This window comes from Serratia sp. BW106 (assembly GCF_002607755.1).
GTDB lineage: Bacteria > Pseudomonadota > Gammaproteobacteria > Enterobacterales > Enterobacteriaceae > Serratia > Serratia proteamaculans.
Genome location: NZ_MCGS01000007.1, coordinates 109,995 through 126,367, shown reverse-complemented (window position 1 = coordinate 126,367; position 16,373 = coordinate 109,995). Strand labels below are relative to the sequence as shown.

Annotated in this window: 20 protein-coding genes and 1 pseudogene; all 21 read left to right on the top strand. The window is 52.9% G+C overall.

Annotated elements, in window-relative coordinates; translation table 11 throughout:
- Positions 1-894: pseudogene (gene rdgC, locus BEI65_RS05260) on the top strand (recombination-associated protein RdgC); the annotation flags it as partial.
- The gene (locus tag BEI65_RS27095; RefSeq protein ID WP_304528410.1) at positions 868-1,143 is read left to right on the top strand and encodes a DNA translocase FtsK; all 276 of its coding nucleotides are present in this window, start codon (positions 868-870) and stop codon (positions 1,141-1,143) included. The pseudogene rdgC and the gene BEI65_RS27095, both read left to right, overlap by 27 nt.
- Positions 1,140-1,487: a hypothetical protein gene (locus BEI65_RS05255; RefSeq protein ID WP_099062432.1), complete on the top strand. Its 348-nt coding sequence runs from the start codon at positions 1,140-1,142 to the stop codon at positions 1,485-1,487. The genes BEI65_RS27095 and BEI65_RS05255 overlap by 4 nt, the downstream gene beginning before the upstream one ends.
- Positions 1,484-2,614, top strand: a complete 1,131-nt coding sequence (locus tag BEI65_RS05250; protein WP_099062431.1) for a site-specific DNA-methyltransferase — start codon at positions 1,484-1,486, stop codon at positions 2,612-2,614. The genes BEI65_RS05255 and BEI65_RS05250 overlap by 4 nt, the downstream gene beginning before the upstream one ends.
- The gene (locus BEI65_RS05245) at positions 2,611-3,258 is read left to right on the top strand and encodes a DUF1367 family protein (RefSeq protein ID WP_099062430.1); all 648 of its coding nucleotides are present in this window, start codon (positions 2,611-2,613) and stop codon (positions 3,256-3,258) included. Before BEI65_RS05250 ends, BEI65_RS05245 begins: the two co-directional genes overlap by 4 nt.
- Before the next feature lie 10 nt (positions 3,259-3,268).
- Entirely contained in the window at positions 3,269-3,703 is a 435-nt protein-coding gene (locus BEI65_RS05240; RefSeq protein WP_099062429.1) for a hypothetical protein, read from the top strand.
- Positions 3,645-4,028: a DUF1364 domain-containing protein gene (locus BEI65_RS05235; protein WP_369804746.1), complete on the top strand. Its 384-nt coding sequence runs from the start codon at positions 3,645-3,647 to the stop codon at positions 4,026-4,028. Before BEI65_RS05240 ends, BEI65_RS05235 begins: the two co-directional genes overlap by 59 nt.
- A complete protein-coding gene (locus BEI65_RS05230; RefSeq protein WP_099062427.1) occupies positions 4,021-4,464 on the top strand; it encodes a VRR-NUC domain-containing protein in 444 nt (147 codons plus the stop codon). Before BEI65_RS05235 ends, BEI65_RS05230 begins: the two co-directional genes overlap by 8 nt.
- A gap of 115 nt (positions 4,465-4,579) precedes the next feature.
- A complete protein-coding gene (locus tag BEI65_RS05225; protein WP_232518990.1) occupies positions 4,580-5,209 on the top strand; it encodes a hypothetical protein in 630 nt (209 codons plus the stop codon).
- 71 nt (positions 5,210-5,280) lie between these two features.
- Positions 5,281-6,102: a TIGR02642 family protein gene (locus tag BEI65_RS05220; RefSeq protein WP_099062425.1), complete on the top strand. Its 822-nt coding sequence runs from the start codon at positions 5,281-5,283 to the stop codon at positions 6,100-6,102.
- Positions 6,086-6,490 carry a hypothetical protein gene (locus BEI65_RS05215; protein WP_157765423.1) on the top strand — a complete coding sequence of 135 codons (405 nt, stop codon included), beginning with the start codon at positions 6,086-6,088 and terminating at the stop codon, positions 6,488-6,490. The genes BEI65_RS05220 and BEI65_RS05215 overlap by 17 nt, the downstream gene beginning before the upstream one ends.
- Positions 6,491-6,621: 131 nt before the next feature.
- Entirely contained in the window at positions 6,622-6,861 is a 240-nt protein-coding gene (locus BEI65_RS05210) for a phage holin (RefSeq protein WP_232518988.1), read from the top strand.
- On the top strand, positions 6,858-7,406 hold the full coding sequence (locus BEI65_RS05205) for a lysozyme (RefSeq protein WP_099062423.1): 549 nt from the start codon (positions 6,858-6,860) through the stop codon (positions 7,404-7,406). Before BEI65_RS05210 ends, BEI65_RS05205 begins: the two co-directional genes overlap by 4 nt.
- Before the next feature lie 132 nt (positions 7,407-7,538).
- Positions 7,539-8,081 (top strand): DUF2570 domain-containing protein, encoded by a 543-nt coding sequence (locus BEI65_RS05200; RefSeq protein ID WP_099062422.1) that lies wholly within the window; start codon positions 7,539-7,541, stop codon positions 8,079-8,081.
- A complete protein-coding gene (locus tag BEI65_RS27375) occupies positions 8,078-8,695 on the top strand; it encodes a Gp49 family protein (RefSeq protein ID WP_099062421.1) in 618 nt (205 codons plus the stop codon). Before BEI65_RS05200 ends, BEI65_RS27375 begins: the two co-directional genes overlap by 4 nt.
- Positions 8,696-8,766: 71 nt before the next feature.
- Positions 8,767-8,979 (top strand): hypothetical protein, encoded by a 213-nt coding sequence (locus BEI65_RS05190; RefSeq protein ID WP_099062420.1) that lies wholly within the window; start codon positions 8,767-8,769, stop codon positions 8,977-8,979.
- 70 nt (positions 8,980-9,049) lie between these two features.
- On the top strand, positions 9,050-9,913 hold the full coding sequence (locus tag BEI65_RS05185) for a terminase (protein WP_099062419.1): 864 nt from the start codon (positions 9,050-9,052) through the stop codon (positions 9,911-9,913).
- Between the two features lie 47 nt (positions 9,914-9,960).
- Positions 9,961-11,625, top strand: a complete 1,665-nt coding sequence (locus BEI65_RS05180) for a terminase (RefSeq protein ID WP_099062544.1) — start codon at positions 9,961-9,963, stop codon at positions 11,623-11,625.
- Positions 11,626-11,636: 11 nt separating this feature from the next.
- The gene (locus BEI65_RS05175; RefSeq protein WP_099062543.1) at positions 11,637-13,751 is read left to right on the top strand and encodes a portal protein; all 2,115 of its coding nucleotides are present in this window, start codon (positions 11,637-11,639) and stop codon (positions 13,749-13,751) included.
- 254 nt (positions 13,752-14,005) lie between these two features.
- Positions 14,006-15,043 carry a hypothetical protein gene (locus BEI65_RS05170; RefSeq protein WP_099062418.1) on the top strand — a complete coding sequence of 346 codons (1,038 nt, stop codon included), beginning with the start codon at positions 14,006-14,008 and terminating at the stop codon, positions 15,041-15,043.
- A 64-nt stretch (positions 15,044-15,107) separates the two neighbouring features.
- The gene (locus tag BEI65_RS05165) at positions 15,108-16,331 is read left to right on the top strand and encodes a N4-gp56 family major capsid protein (RefSeq protein WP_099062417.1); all 1,224 of its coding nucleotides are present in this window, start codon (positions 15,108-15,110) and stop codon (positions 16,329-16,331) included.
- Positions 16,332-16,373 lie beyond the last annotated feature (42 nt).

The following is a 16,373-nucleotide window of genomic DNA, read 5'->3' as shown; positions in this document are numbered from 1 at the left end:
ATGACTATTAGCATCAAAAATGCACTGGTTTACCGCCTTTCACGAGGCGTGGATCTGACCGGGATGGAAGAAAAGCTGGCCGCTTTTGCGTTCACGCCATGCGGTAGCCAGGACATGGCTAAAACTGGATGGGTAGCGCCGATAGGCGAAGCGCTTGTGCACACCGCCAACGGCCAGCATCTGCTGGTGGTTCTGCGCGAAGAGAAACTGCTCCCGCGTGAAGTCATTCAAACCGAGCTGAACGGGAAAGTCGCCAAACTTGAAGCCGAACAGCATCGGAAACTGAAAAAGTCAGAGAAAGACGCGCTCAAAGACGAGGTGCTGCACAGCCTGTTGCCGCGTGCTTTCAGTAAACACCATAAAACACAGATCTGGATTAACGAAGGGGCCGGGTTAATCGTCGTTGACGCCGCCAGCGCCAAACGTGCCGAAGATGCGCTGGCGCTGCTGCGCAAAAGTCTGGGCTCGCTGCCGGTGGTGCCGTTGACCATGGAAAGCCCGATCGAGCTGACCGTGACCGAATGGGTACGCTCCGGCCAGCCGCCGGCAGGGTTTGTTCTGCAGGATGAGGCCGAGCTGAAAGCCGTGCTGGAAGAGGGCGGGATCATCCGTTGCAAAAAGCAGGATCTGGTCGGTGACGAAATCGCGACAAACCTGCAGGCAGGCAAGCTGGTCACGAAGCTGGCGCTGGGCTGGCGCGACCAGATCGGCTTTGTACTGAGCGATGACGGCACGCTGAAGAAACTGAAATTTGGCGATGTGCTGCTGGAGCAGAACGACGATATCGACCGGGAAGATTATGCTCAGCGCTTTGACGCAGATTTCATTCTGCTGACCGGCGAGCTGTCGGCGTTGATTGCCAACCTTATCGCAGCGCTCGGCGGCGAATCGAAAGCGGCCCCTGGGAACAATGCTTCAACGGCTGCCGATGATGACGAAAGTCTAAGTGATGAGCGCTATCCCGAAGCTGTGCAGTTTGTGCAGGCCAAAGGCCACGCTTCGATTTCAGGCCTGCAGCGTCAATTCCGTATCGGCTATAACCGCGCTGCACGGCTGATAGAGCAGATGGAGGCTGGTGGTGTGCTGTCGGCACCTGGTATCGATGGTACGCGGACAGTGCTGACCATAGGGGCCGAGCAATGATGCAGAAACCTCAAGCCTCCGAAAAGGAGCGTAGTTGCATCAACGAGGGGATCCGCAAGTTGCGTAAGGCGGGCCGATTCGATGAAGCAAATACTCAAATGAACCGGGTTATCACGGCAGCCAGCGGTGCAGACTGGCATTCACTGCGCGATCTGGAAAACCTGCTGGCGCAGATGTCCCCTGATGAGGGTGATACCCAGACGTCGATCAGCGCGCGTTTACGTGAAATCTCACCGATCCTGCATGGACTGGTGAAACAGGTTCACAAAGTCCGCAACGACGAATCGGGAAAAACCACCTGGTTCTATCGCCTCGTGCCTTCACATTCGGAGGTGCGGTTATGACGTACCAACTGCTACAAGGGCGGTGCGAAGTGGCTTTGCATCTCTTGGCTGAAAACTCTGTTGATGCAATTGTGACGGATCCGCCTTATGGATTGAGTTTCATGGGCCACAAATGGGATTACCAGGTGCCTACCGTTGAGCAGTGGGCTGAATGTTTGCGGGTTTTGAAGCCCGGTGGACATTTACTGGCATTCGGAGGCGCGCGAACTTATCACCGATTGGTGGTTAATATCGAAGATGCCGGCTTTGAGATTCGTGATCAGCTGATGTGGATTTATGGCAGTGGGTTCCCAAAGTCGAAAAACCTTACCGGAGAGCATCAAGGGAAGGGGACAGCATTGAAACCCGCGCATGAGCCGATCGTAATGGCCCGTAAGCCACTTGTTGGCACGGTAGAGGGCAATGTTGTCCAGTTCGGCACAGGTGCTCTAAATATCGATCTTTGCCGGGTACCGACAGAGGAAGCTTTAACCGGTGGTGCTGGTGGCCTGTTGTCGCATGTACGTGACGAGAAAACCCCCGAAAGTGGGGAGTGGAAAGCGGATCAGCTCGGCCGGTGGCCTGCAAACGTCCTGCACGATGGAAGTGAAGAGGTGATAACCGAGTTTCCGCAAAATGCCGGCGCCCGAGCGCCAGTAAAGGGAACCGAGCCAACCAAGAATGGTTTTAGCGGGCCAGTAAAGTTCGGGGGCATGATTAACCGCGTTCAAGGTTATCACCATGGTGACCAAGGCAGCGCGGCCCGTTTTTTCTACTGCGCAAAAGTTAGCAAATCAGAGCGGGATGAGGGTATGGATCGTTTTATTCCATATTCAGCAAGCGATATGACTGGTGGCAGAAAAGAGGGAAGCGTTGGTATAAACGATCCTCGAGCCGGTGCCGGCCGTACTGGCGGTGCCAGGAATAATCATCCAACGGTGAAGCCAGCTGAACTGATGCGTTATCTCTGCCGTTTGGTTACTCCAAATGGCGGTGTTGTTCTTGATCCATTTATGGGGTCAGGTTCTACGGGTAAGGCTGCCTTACTTGAGGGGTACGATTTTATCGGCATTGAACTGGATCCAGACCATCTCACTACAGCGGCAGCACGCATTGCGCATTCAGCAAAACAAGCGGTGATTATATGACGGTCGCGCATCGCACTAAGTCTTCGAGAAAGCACAAGACGGAAGCGTTGGGCGTGCTTCTACCAGGTGGCGGCATCAAGTACGCGACAGATCACGACAGGGATACGATGAAAGGGGTGCCTACGGGCACTCCTATCTCCATGCGGCCTATCGGCGACCGCCGGAACCTAAAACACCACCGTAAGTTCTGGAAGCTGTTAGAGCTCGGCTTCTCGTACTGGGAGCCTGATTGGACGTTCGTTAGCGATCCGGAGAAGTGGATTGCGCATGAGGTGGCGAAGACACTGGCGGCGCAGGCTGGCGACCCGCTGCTTTATGACAACATCACAAAGCTGATCGCCGACAGTGTGCTGCAGCGCGTTGCAGCACAGCGCCAGCGCCGCTTTGACGCCGAAGCCGTGAAAACAACGGAGGCATATCTCAACCACGTCATGGTGAAGGCCGGTTTCTATGACCTGGCAGCCAATCCGGACGGCGGAACGTTGAAACAGCGTTGGAGCATCGCTTTCGTCAACATGAGCCAGGAGAAGTTCGACAAGGTTTATAGCGGTGTCGCTGGCGTAATCTGGAACGAGACGCTACAGCAGCATTTTGCCGATGAGCACGAGATGGAACAGGCCGTTAATCGGCTGATGGAATATTGAGGACTGACCAATGACCGACCATACCGATAATGACGAAAACCAGATCGATAACGTTCTGACATTCACCAAACGCTTTGACGAAAACGCTGACATCAAAGAAATGCGAAACCTCGTTGAAGAGGAAAAGCCTAAAAATCTGCCTTATCGCTGCACGCATATGAATCTGTTGGTGGACGATCATCACCGGGTGCTTACATGCCGCCGGTGCGGCGCTGTTGTGGATGCGTTTGACTGGATTAATGCGGTAACAAAGGGTGAGACGAAAGTTGACTGGGAGCTGCGCGGTCTGCGCCGTGAAATCATAGATCACCGCCAGGGTCTGGAGAAGCTGAAAAAGGAAGAAGTGAATACCAGGGCGCGCCTCCGCAACGCACAGTTTAAGTTGAATGATATCCAGATGGCGCTCTCAGCGGCAGAGAGTGCACAGGAAGGGAAGAATGGCTAAGGCACCAGCCTACCGAAGTAAAGCCCTGCGCGATTCAGCGCGGGGCCGCTGCTGCACGCTTCAAATCCCGGGCATTTGCAACGGAAACCCGGAAACAACGGTTCTATGTCACCTCCCTTGCCGCACTCACGGCATGGGGTACAAGAGCGATGATTACTTTGCTGTGTTTGGCTGTTCCAGTTGTCATGATGTAATCGACGGGCGCGTGCCTTTCGATTGGCGGCCAGGCGAACTGGAGGAAACTTACCTGCAAGCGCTGCATGCCACTTACCGGCAATGGCTGGAAGAAGGCGAAATGGTGGTGGAAGGGGGCGGCTTTGCTTAATAGCATCGATGCCCTTTCAGCGGTGGGTACCAAAGCAAAGTTGGAAGTCCGCGGCGGAAAGGTTAAGAAAGTGCGGCGCCAGCCAGAGCTGGAAGAGCAGGCGGCGCTGATTGAGTGGGCGGATAAAACCGTTATCGATGGCGTACGGATAGGGGATTACCTGATCCACATTCCCAATGAGGGGAGGCGCGGGCCGAAGGCGGCAAGGGATGCGAAACGACTTGGGTTGAGGGCTGGGGTACCTGATTTGTTTTTGGCGCTGCCATGCGGTCTGTGGGCAGGGTTGTGGGTGGAGATGAAAAGTAAAAAAGGGGCAAGTAGCACTAGGCAGACTCAGTGGCTTGATCGACTTAAGACGGTAGGCTACAGGGTCTCGATATGTAGGTGCTTTGATGATGCAAAGGAGATTATTGAGCGGTATATTATAAACACGTAATAGTTAACAACATGACATGGAAAAAATGACTGTAGATAATCCCGTTGCGAGACTCCAATACCTCCTCGAAGAAGGACGACGTATAGACACAACTGCAAATTGCAGAGAAGTTTGGATGCAACTTCTCAATGCGGAAGAACAGGATGAGTTGATGTTCAAACTGGCTAATGTGATGTTGCTCCCTAAACAAATAATTAAGGTACTTTCTGATAATTTGACCCCTGACCTTTGGCAAACTAACCACTGGGAGGCTCAGGTTAATGGCGCATTTTTCAAACAAAGCCTAAATGGTCAATGGTCAACATTCATTGGTAATATCACAGAAAACGCCATGGGAGAGTTACGCCTTTTACAGACGATTATTCATGTAAAGGGGGAGCATAAGTCGATAAATGAAGAACAGATGTCTACGTATAAAATGGAGTTAATGCTCCTTCTGGAAGAAATAATAAGCAGTGATATTAATAAGGTCGTAAAGGAAAAAATATGCAAGTATTTACGCAAGGTGATTTCTGCGATCGAAGATTACCAGATATCTGGATGTGAACCGATTGAGGATGCAGTCAATACTTTAGTTGGAAATGCAGTTTTTGATAAAGAATATAAAGGATTCTTGTCTGACGACAAACTTGGTGGGCAGGTTATAAAGGTAATAGGTGCTTTAGCCGATTCAGTTTCAATTTCGCAAGGTTTACCGGCGGTAGTTGGCCCGTTAATTGGTTTGATTACTGGAGCAAGCTCATAAATTCGTATGTCGTTGCTTTTATGGTGGCGATTATTACAATCAGCTCTGTGACTTACTCACAGGACTGACCAATGACCAACGCAATAGAACAACTCATAAAAATGCACGATCCGCGCTGTGTTAGCGCGGAGTCAATGAATGTAGGGCGTGGACGTGCTTCTCTGACCAGGGAGCAGATCCTCGGGGCATTCGCCGCCGCGCAGCACCAGCATTCAGTCGGTCTTGATCTGCTGATGACGAAGTACCGTAACGACGTTAAAGCAGAGCAGCGGCTACGTGCGGCGATCAATGAATGGGTACATCAGCGCCCACATCCTGAGCGTGCGGCGGCAGCATGTCAGTTAGCACTCAGTATGGTACTCGAACGTAACCTTCCAGCGCAGGTGGCGCACATTGCCACATTGCTCCGCCGATATGGGCCGCGCACAGCACACACCCGCAAGAATATTGAGGCGCTGCAGGCCGAGATAAAGGTTTTGGACAAGCAACGTAGCCAAGCGCAGATCAGCGATGCTGTTTACGTTGAGGCTGGGTTAGAAATTGCCGATTTAAATACGCGGATTGAGCGGGAACGTGCAGCATTACGCGCCTGGTCTGAGCGCCACGCAACCACAACCAATATTTGCCCACGTTGTTCCGGTACCGGCCGCACTGTTAGGCCGCACCCGGTAGAGTGCGAAGAATGTGGTGGTAAAGGCAAGATTCCAGCCAATATGGAGCATCTACGTAAATCGATGCGTATCATAGGGGCTGCTGTTGAGCCGGGTGACTGGGTAAGCCAGTATTCGGATCTGGTTAAGCAATGCATGAGCTGGTTGTATATCGAAGAATCGAATGCCACGTCATTGCTTGCCGATCGTATAGCAAATGAGAAATATGATGAAGAATGCTGAAAGCACGATCTATGGTTCAATTGCGCTGGTGGCGGTTAGGGCGATTATCGATAGTGGTGTTTCACCTGATATTGCATGGGATACCGCCGTACAAGGCAAAGAGAAAGGTTGTCCAAGAGGTGCATTTCTCGGCCTTTGCCAAAATGGTTGGGTAAATGGTGTTCCACGGGGGAATTATCTTCGCAAAGGGTATTTGAACCAGCAATATGCGATCAGTGCTGCTCAATATTTACTGTCCAACCCGGATGTAAAAATTGGGGTAAGTAAGTTGTGGCAAGAAGTCATAAAAACTGCGCAAGATCGTGAGAAAGTGCACAATCAGCAGATGAATGTGGTTCTTGCTTTAAATGACGCGGGACTATTACAGCAAGGCGTTGACCTTACATAGAATACGCGCTAAATTTCCGAAAGATGCCGGAGTATGCTTAAAGCTACTTCGGCTTTTTTATTGGTCAGTCCTAAGCCTGCATGGTTCGCCCAGCAGGCTTTTTTTATTCCCCCAAGCAGGGGAGGTGGAGTATGAAAATGCAGGAGAAAGCAAGCCTCGCGGCCTACCTCTCTTCGGGGTTTCTTGTGCTGGTGGGGAAAGTGGGCAAATGGTTTAACGATCTCACCCTAAACGATTGGGCGATCGTCATCGGTATCATCATTGCGATAGCGACATTCGCAGCAAATATTTACTTCCAGCGTCGCCAAACGCGCGCCATCGAGCAAGCCTCGTTGTCCGGCGCAGCAATCATACCGGGGCGTGTTAAATGACGATTAAAAAGAAGGTTACCGCCGTCGTTTGCTCTGTGTCCGTGATTATCGGGCTGGTACTGAACCAAGCGGGCGAATTCAAATCGGCGAATGGTAATCCCCTCCGATTCTCCAAAGCGGCGATGGAAGTCATGGGGAATGCGGAGAGCTGCCGTCGGGATCCGTATCTGTGCCCTGCCAAAATCATCACGCAGGGAATCGGCCATACCGGGAAAGGCGTCGCCGCTGTCAGTAAGGCCAGTGACCAGCAGATCGCCCAGTGGTTTGCAGAAGACCAACTGGATGCGCAGAACTGCATCGAGGTGAATGTAGAACGCAAACTGGGGAAGCAACTCCCTCAGGGTGTATTCGATGGAGTCGGGAGTTTTATTTTTAATGTCGGCTGCGGCCAATTCACCCGATCGACGATGTACCAATATCTGCTGGCTGAAAAAAACGTAGATGCTTGTGAGCAGTTGCCCCGATGGATTTATGCCGCGGGAAAGGTACTTAAGGGACTGGTAATTCGTCGCGACAAAGAGAAGGCACTCTGCCTGGCTCACTGAAAATAGGCCAATTCAGGCCAATATCTGCATGAATACCCCCGCATCGGTAACGGTACGCGAAATCTACAATCGCGTTGGTTGTCGTTGCCTTCACATTTTCCATAGCAAACGGCGTTAAGCCCGGATCCCGAGATGACCAACAAAATACTGCTCACCATTGCCGGTGTATTGCTGGCGGTGATCTTTGCGCTCGGCTGGACTGCTTTCCACTTCTACGGTGTATCCGTGGGAAAGGATGGGGAACTAAGCCAGGCGCGGAGTGATCTGGATACGGCCACTGTCACTAATGCCCAGCAAGCATTCCAGTTCCAGCGCGCCAATGAGATATCAGCCGCCGCCAGTAAGTACAACGCCACCATCTCTGCCAAGAGCGAGGAACGGCAAATTGAAAACCGCAACGACCTTAAAACTGAGGAATGCGCTGATCGCTATATCCCTAACGCTACTGCTCAGCGCCTGTACGCGTACACGAACGGTCTACGTGCCGACGCAATGCGTGATACCGGCAAACCTGACGGATCCGCTTCTGGTTCCACTGCCGCCGGCAGACTGACATACCGCCAGGCGGTTCTTTGGATTGACCCGTTACTCACCTTGCTGGACAGGGCGAACAGCGACCGCGCGAGTATTCGAAGCCTCCCACACCAACAACCAACCTCACAGGAACAACTATGACTGAAATCGAAATCGAACAGGAAATTCTACGCAAGGGGCTGACTGCGCCACGCATTACCCCTGAACACATCGAACGCCTGCAGAAGGTGGGCCAGTATCATCGGTTCCCTGGCACCACGGTGATCATCTGCTGCATCACGCTGGAGAACGGATATACCGTCACTGGTGAAAGCGCATGCGCCAGCCCTGAGAACTTTGACGAAGAAATTGGCCGTAAAATCGCGTTACAGAATGCGGTGAACAAAATCTGGGGACTTGAGGGGTACTTACTCCGGCAGAAATTGCATGAGAACACACCGTTGACCGCTGGAAGCAACGAATCCTGCGGCTCCGCTAATGTGAGCAATAAAACCAGTGGCGATGTGGTTGGCGCTGGACTGGTGTTTGGCGAAGCCATCAAGGCGCTGCAATCAGGGAAGAAGGTTGCTCGGGCAGGGTGGAATGGAAAAGGCCTGTGGTTGGAACTGCAGGTTCCGGATACCAACAGCAAAATGACACTGCCCTATATCTTTATGTCTTACCCAGGTGATGCAAAGACGACGCCTGGCGCACGAGTTCCATGGTTAGCCAGCCAGACTGACATGCTGGCCGATGACTGGCTGGCAATTCAGTAACAGTGACGGAAACGAACTATTAGCCTCGGTAATCGCCGGGGCTTTTTACTATCAGAAACAGGAGAAACAACATGTTCACCATCAAGTTGAAGTACGCCACCAAGCAAGAGCGCCTAATCGGCGGCAATGAAGTTATTTGGAATGGGGAGAGCAAAGCCCTTTCAGTGATCGATACCGGCGGTGACGAGAAGTATCACCTGTTTCCTGGGGATACTGCCTATGTAACGAATGCGGCTGGCAAGACGGTTGCGACTTACACCAACTCAACACAGCCCGTTGCATAAGCCATCACACAGCTCATCCACCAGGGTGGGCTGTCTAATGGTCAATGGAAGAGAGCAGTAAACACATCACATGGCAAAGCATGACTGGAAAGCGCTGCAGGCTGAGTTCCTCAGGGACAATGCAGCTACAGGGATAACAGCTCAGCAGTGGTGTGAGAACCGTGGGTTGAACTACCAGTCGGCCCGGCGCTACATCAAACCTCGTGCTGCGCAATCTGCGCAAAACAAACAGCGCAATACTGCGCACAGTGCGCAGCGCAATGAGAATGCGCAAAACTGCGCAGGTAGTGATGATTCAGTAGATGACGATGAACATGTATCAGCAGACGCAAGTGAAGAGACTGAAACAGCTCCGGATCCTGATGCGAAACCAAACTCCGGGCGCGATGGCGGCGGCAGATTTACTGCTGGCAACAGAAACGCTGCTGGCAACCGTGGCAATTCTGCGCCGGTCACAATGTACAAGCACCGTAATCAGGCAGCGCGCAAACACTCCGCGTATTCGAAGTATCTGGATGCTGACGAGCTGTTCGATGCTGTTGCTGATTCCGATCTGCGCGACGAGCTGATATTCACCCGCGCTCGTGCGTTGTCTGTCACCAAGACAATGAAGCAGATCATGGAGGATTTGCAGAAGGCCGAGAGCGTTGAAACGCGTATTGAGCTTTATGACAAGTATCTCAAGGCTGAGCAGGGACTCGACAGGAATATCGGACGCATTGAGTCCATTGAGCGCACGCTCAGCGGCCTGCAACTGAACGCTGTCAATATCCCGCGGCTAAGTGAAGACACGCTGCGCATTATTGCGGCCACAGCCAAACTGAAAGCTGAGACGCAAAAGCTGACGGCTGAAAGCAAAGACGTCACCACGCCGCTGTCTGGCATCGTCTCTGATATTCAGGGCATGACCGATAACGGGTTGATGTCCAAATGACGGCGCCACACTACGATTCGGCAAACGTTGACGATGAGATGAGCGGAATGACAGCCGCGCAGCAGCGCCTGTTCATCGTAACCAAGCTCTCAAATCCATGGTGGCGGTTAAACAACCTCTACAAGATCGAGAATGAAAAGGGCGAGTTGGTCACGTTCCGTTTACGGCCGGCGCAGCGCGCGTTGTTCGAATCGATGCATTACCGCAACATTATCCTGAAGGCACGACAGCTCGGCTTCTCAACAGCAATCGACATTTATCTGCTGGATCAGGCGTTGTTCAACAAAAACCTGAAGTGCGGGATCATTGCGCAGGACAAGTCAGCGGCCGGCGAAATTTTCCGTACCAAGATAGCGATACCTTTCGACAACCTGCCTGGGTGGTTGAGGGCAGACTTCAAAATCACAGAGCGGCGCAGCGGGGCGAACGGCGGTTACATTTTGTTTTCCAATGGCAGCAGTATTCAGGTGGCGACTTCATTCCGATCCGGTACCGTCCAGCGCCTGCACATTTCCGAGCATGGGAAGATCTGCGCCAAGTATCCAGCCAAGGCTAAAGAGGTGCGAACAGGTACGCTTAACGCCATTCACGATGGCTGTATCGCTTTCATCGAAAGCACAGCAGAGGGCGTTGGCGGTGATTTTCATGAAATGAGCACACGCTCAATGGAGTTGGGGCAGTCGGGCATCGAGCTGACCACTCAGGATTGGAAGTTCCATTTCTTCGCCTGGTGGCAGGATCCGAAGTATGTGGCGCAGGTTCCGGCTGCTGGCCTACGTCTCAGCAAATACCACAGGGAATATTTTGCTGGGGTTGAACTGGCGATGCAGATCACGCTCAGTGCTGAGCAGCGTCAGTGGTATATCAACAAAGAAATTGAGCAGCGCGACGAGATGAAACAGGAGTTCCCCAGCACACCGCTGGAGGCGTTCCTGACATCGGGCCGCCGGGTATTCGATGCTATCAGCACGATGAACGCTCAAGGTCACTGCAAGCCGCCATTGCTGGTGTACGACATGGATCCGGTAACCGGCACCAAGACTAAAGCACAGGGGTTGCGAGGCGGTGAAACTAAAGAGCTTGTCCGTACCCTGCTGAATCATCTGCTGGTCTGGGAGCTTCCAGATCCGGACGAAGACTATGCTATTGGCGCTGATATCGCAGAAGGGTTAGAAAACGGCGACCGATCATCGTTTGACGTCATCAAGAAGAGCAACGGTGAGCAGGTGGCGCATTGGTTCGGCTACCTCGATGCAGAGCTATTCGCGCAACTGCTGGCGCACGTCGGCAAATGGTACAACACCGCCTATATCGGGCCGGAACGAAACAACCATGGTCACGCAGTGTTGCAGAAGCTGCGTGATATCTACCCGCTGCGCGCTATCTACGCTGAGCAGTACCTCGACCGTGAGGATGACGACGAAACGCCAAAGCTTGGCTGGTTGACCACCAAGCAAAGCAAACCAGTTATTACTGAAGGTTTGAAGACCCTATTACGCAACGGTGTCAGCGGCATCCGCTGGATCGGCACCGTCAATGAAGCAAACACCTACGTGTATGACCCCAAGGGTGCCATGGGGGCGCAATCCGGGTGTTACGATGACCAGGTGATGAGTTATGCCATCGCCCAAGAGATGTGCGCCCGCATGCCAGCCCGTCCGAAGGTCACACCTATCGACAGATCTAAACCCACACACTGGATGTCTCACTGATGAATACAGCCATGATTGACGCTGAGAACACACAGTCTCAGCCGGACAACCGCGACCGCTTTACACTGCAACAACTGTTAAATATCTCCGCTGACATTGATTCTCAGCCCGAGTGGAGAACCACAGCCAATACGGCCTGCGCTTATTACGATGGTGATCAGTTAGCGCCGGAGGTTGTTTCCAAACTGAAGGAGCGTGGACAGCCATTAACCATGCACAACCTTATTGCGCCGACGATCGACGGCGTACTTGGAATGGAGGCGAAGACACGCACCGATCTGATGGTCATTGCTGACGACCCGAGCGAAGAGATGGAGCAGATGGCGGAAGCGGTCAATGCTGAATACTCTGACGCCTGCCGGCTAAGCAATCTGAACAAAGCACGTTCCGACGCCTACGCTGAGCAAATCAAGGCGGGACTAAGCTGGGTTGAAGTGCGTCGCAATAGCGATCCGTTTGGCAATAAGTACAAAGCGGGTACCGTGCACCGCAATGAAGTGTTCTGGGACTGGTTCAGCCGAGAGGCTGATCTGAGTGACTGCCGCTGGCTGATGCGTAAGCGTTGGCTGGATGTCGATGAGGTAAAAGGCTCGTTCCCCGGGCATGCCGACGTTATCGATTATTCAGTACGTGAATGGAAAGGTTTTGTCGAAACCGATCTGGCGGAAGGTGATGAGTCCAATCTGATAAACGGTTATGAGGAATATAACTCGTATAGCCGTGACCAGGCCGAGTGGATCACGTCGAACCGTAAGCGCGTCATGCTGCAGGTCATCTATTACCGCACCTATCAACAGATGCCGGTGATGGAGCTATCCAACGGGCGTGTTATCGAATACGACAAGAACAACGTTATGCACGCTGTGGCGCTGGCCACCGGCCGCGTATCGGTCACTATGGCCCGCGTCAGCCGGATCCGTGAAGCGTGGTTTGTTGGCCCGCACTTCATCACTGACCGTCCATGCTCCGCTCCGCAGGGCATGTTCCCGCTGATCCCATTCTGGGGTTACCGCAAAGACAAAACCGGCGCACCCTATGGGCTGGCCTGTCGTGCTATTCCGGCACAGGATGAAGTGAATTTCCGTCGTATTAAGCTCACATGGCTGTTGCAGGCCAAGCGCGTGATCAAAGACGCTGACGCTACCAACATGACGGATAAACAACTGGCGGAAGAGCTCGAACGGCCCGACGGCGTGGTTAACCTTAACCCGGATCGCAAGAACAAAAAGACCATAGCGGAAGCGCTGACGGTGCAGCAGGATTTCCAGGTGGCTCAGCAGCAGTTTACTGTCATGCAGGAATCGATGAAGCTGATCCAAGATGGCATGGGCGTGTACTCAGCATTCCTCGGTCAGGACTCAAGCGCATCAAGCGGTATAGCTATTAGCAATCTGGTAGAGCAAGGTGCCACTACGCTGGCAGAAATCAACGACAACTACCAATTTGCCTGTCAGCAGGTCGGGCAACTGTTGTTATCGTACCTTTTGGAGGACTTGAGCCGCCGGCGCAATTACAAAGTGGTCATCAACCGCGATGATAAGCGTCGTCGCAAAGAGGTCATGCTGAATGCCGAAGAAGAACAAGGCCCGATGAATAACGATGTCTCTCGCCTGCGGGCGCATATTGCCCTGGCACCTATTCAGCAGACGCCAGCTTATAAATCGCAACTGGCGGAGCGTATGTCTCAAGTGATCACCGGCCTGCCGCCGGAGGTGCAGGCGACGGTGCTGGATATGTGGGTGGAACTGCTGGATGTGCCGAACAAGCAGGAGTTTATTGAGCGGATCCGCAGTGCGCTGGGTACGCCGAAGGCACCGGACGAAATGACGCCAGAGGAACAACAGGCAGCCCAGCAAGAGCAGAAAATGCAGCAGGCCCAGCAAGAGTTGGCTATGAGGGAGATCGCCGGGAAGGTTGCCAAGCTCGAGGCGGAAAGCAAGCGGATTGCTGCTCAAGCAGAGCGTGACCAGGCATTAGCCAACGGCCAGCGCTTCAACGATGCCCGCACTCAGGCGCAGACAGGGCAAATATTGCAACAGATGGAGAACGTATCCGCTGAGATAAATGCTTTGAATGACCAGATGCTGCAAACTATTCAGGGCGAAATTGATTCCATCCCTGTGTAAGGTATTGCGCTGGAAATAAATACGCGCTAGATTTCGGAATGATACAAAGCCTCGCCCTAAAAAGCGGGGCTTTTTTATTTCCCTCGGTCAAGGTCAGTGTTGTTGTGATTTTCTTTTGAGTATTTGCCCACCTCGTGCGGGCATTTTTGTTTGTGCCGCTAAGCACTTTGGCAACAGAGCGCTTATTCGCACGGGCAGCGATACGCCTTTCCATTTCGGATCTATCCGACAAATAGACATGCAGGAGTAGGGACGTGGATATTGATAATTTAACGGGTAATGAGACGGCAGAGGAAATTGAAGCCCTGCTGGACAGTATGGGTGAAGTTGAGATTTCAGACGCGGCTGTGGTTCCGGCCGGTACTGAAAATCCTGCGGTACAAGCCGCCGCGACTGTTGATCAGATTAAGACGGGCGATACTGGAGTCACACCGCCGCCGGGTGTAACTGTTGAACAGACCGGAACCAGCGCTACAGGTGATGCTGCAACCGAAGAGCAGCCGAAAGGTATCGCTGCTCAGGACGGCAAGCACGTCATCCCCTATGCCGTATTGGAAGCTGCGCGGGCCGAAAGCCGTCGGAATGCTGAAAGCCAGCAACGCGCGAGTATTGAACTGGAGCAAACCAAGCGCCAGCTTCAGATGCTTACGCAGCAGGTTAACCAGGCAGGATTGACCCCAGCGAAATTACCTGAAGAATCACAAATCACTCCCGAGCAACTGGCGAAAATTCGTGATGAATTCCCGGATCTATCCGGTGTGTTCGAAACTTTGGTGCAGAAAATCGATTATCTGCAAAAGGCGAATCCAAGCACGCAGCCTTCTCCGGTTGAGTCAACAGGCAATCCGGTCACCGATGCGTTGAAAGCCACTCCAGAGCTTGAAGGGTGGCAATCTGCGGATCCGGATCGTTTTAGTCTGGCGGTTCATCTCGATGAGAAGCTGCAAGCCGACCCTGCATGGAAAGACAAACCGTTAACAGAGCGATTTAACGAAGTGGTTAAGCGCACCAAGGCGGCTTATGGCGAGAGTGTTGAGGCGCCTCAATCTCCTGCCGCTGTCCAAGTTGCACAACCTACCGCTGAAGAGCTCCAAAAAATGGCGAGTGACAAGTTAGCCGCGGCTCAAGTTGTTGCAGCTATCCCAGCTTCACCGTCAGAACTTGGTTCGCCGAGCACACATCAACCAACGCTTCTTGAGCAAGCCGCCGGTGCTGATCATCAGCAATTGACGGCGATGTTCTCTGGCATGAGTGAAGCGCAAATCGATGCGCTGTTAGAGCAATCGCTCTGATCTGACGGCCAATATCATTTATCTATAGCCCGCCTTGTGCGGGTTTTTCTTTTGGGAGTTATCCATGACCACCATTACCTCCGCCCAAGCGAATAAGCTTCAACAGGTCGCGCTGTTTACTGCCGCGAACCGCAACCGCTCATTCGTGAACGTGCTGACTGAACAACAGGAAGCGCCGAAGGCCGTTAACCCGGACAAGAAAGGCACCAAGCAGACCAGCTTTACTGCACCTGTTGTCCGTATTACAGATCTGCAAAAGCAAAAGGGCGATGAAGTTGATATGCAGATCGTCCACAAGCTCAGCAAACGTCCGACCATGGGTGACGAAAAGCTGGCTGGCCGTGGTGAAAACCTCGCGTTTGCTGACTTCTCGCTGAAGATTAACCAAGGACGTCACCTGGTAGATGCCGGGGGCAAAATGTCACAGCAGCGTTTCAAGCACAACCTGAACAAAACTGCGCGTGTCTTGCTGGGTACCTACTTCAATGACCTGCAAGATCAGTGTGCGACCGTCCACCTGGCTGGTGCTCGCGGCGACTTCATTGCTGACGACACTATTCTGCCGCTCGCAGGACATGGCGAGTTCGGCAAGATCATGATCAATGACGTGATGCCACCGACGTATGACCGTCATTTCTATGCCGGGGATGCGACGTCATTTGAGCAACTGGATGCCGCCGATCTGTTCAGCCTGGGCACCATCGATAACATCGCGTTGTTCCTGGACGAAATGGCGCACCCGCTGCAACCGGTCAAAATGTCCAAAGACGAATTGAAGGACGAAGATCCGTACTTTGTTCTCTACTGCACCCCGCGCCAGTGGAACGACTGGTATACCTCAACCTCTGGCAAAGACTGGCAGGCGATGATGGTGCGTGCAGTTAACCGTTCGAAGGGCTTCGATCATCCGCTGTTTAAAGGTGAGTGTGCGATGTGGCGCAACATCCTGATCCGGAAGTACTCCGGCATGCCGATCCGCTTTAACACGGGTTCGACCGTCGCTGTATCAAATAACGACAACGCGGCCAGCGTTTCCAACAAAACTGCTGGTACCACCATTGACCGTGCATTGTTGCTGGGCGGTCAGGCGTTGGGTAATGCCTACGGTACCGGTGAGGGCGGCGGCCACTTCGGTTATCACGAAGAGAAAGTTGACCATGACAATGGCGCTGAAATCTCTGTGAGCTGGATTAACGGCCTGAAGAAAATCCGTTTCCAGCAGAAAGACGGGCGCGTGAACGATCACGGCATCATGGTAGTGGACTCGGCAATCACGCTGGGCCGTTAATTCAACCAGCAGGCTCCGGCCTGCTTTTTTGTGGAGAATAAA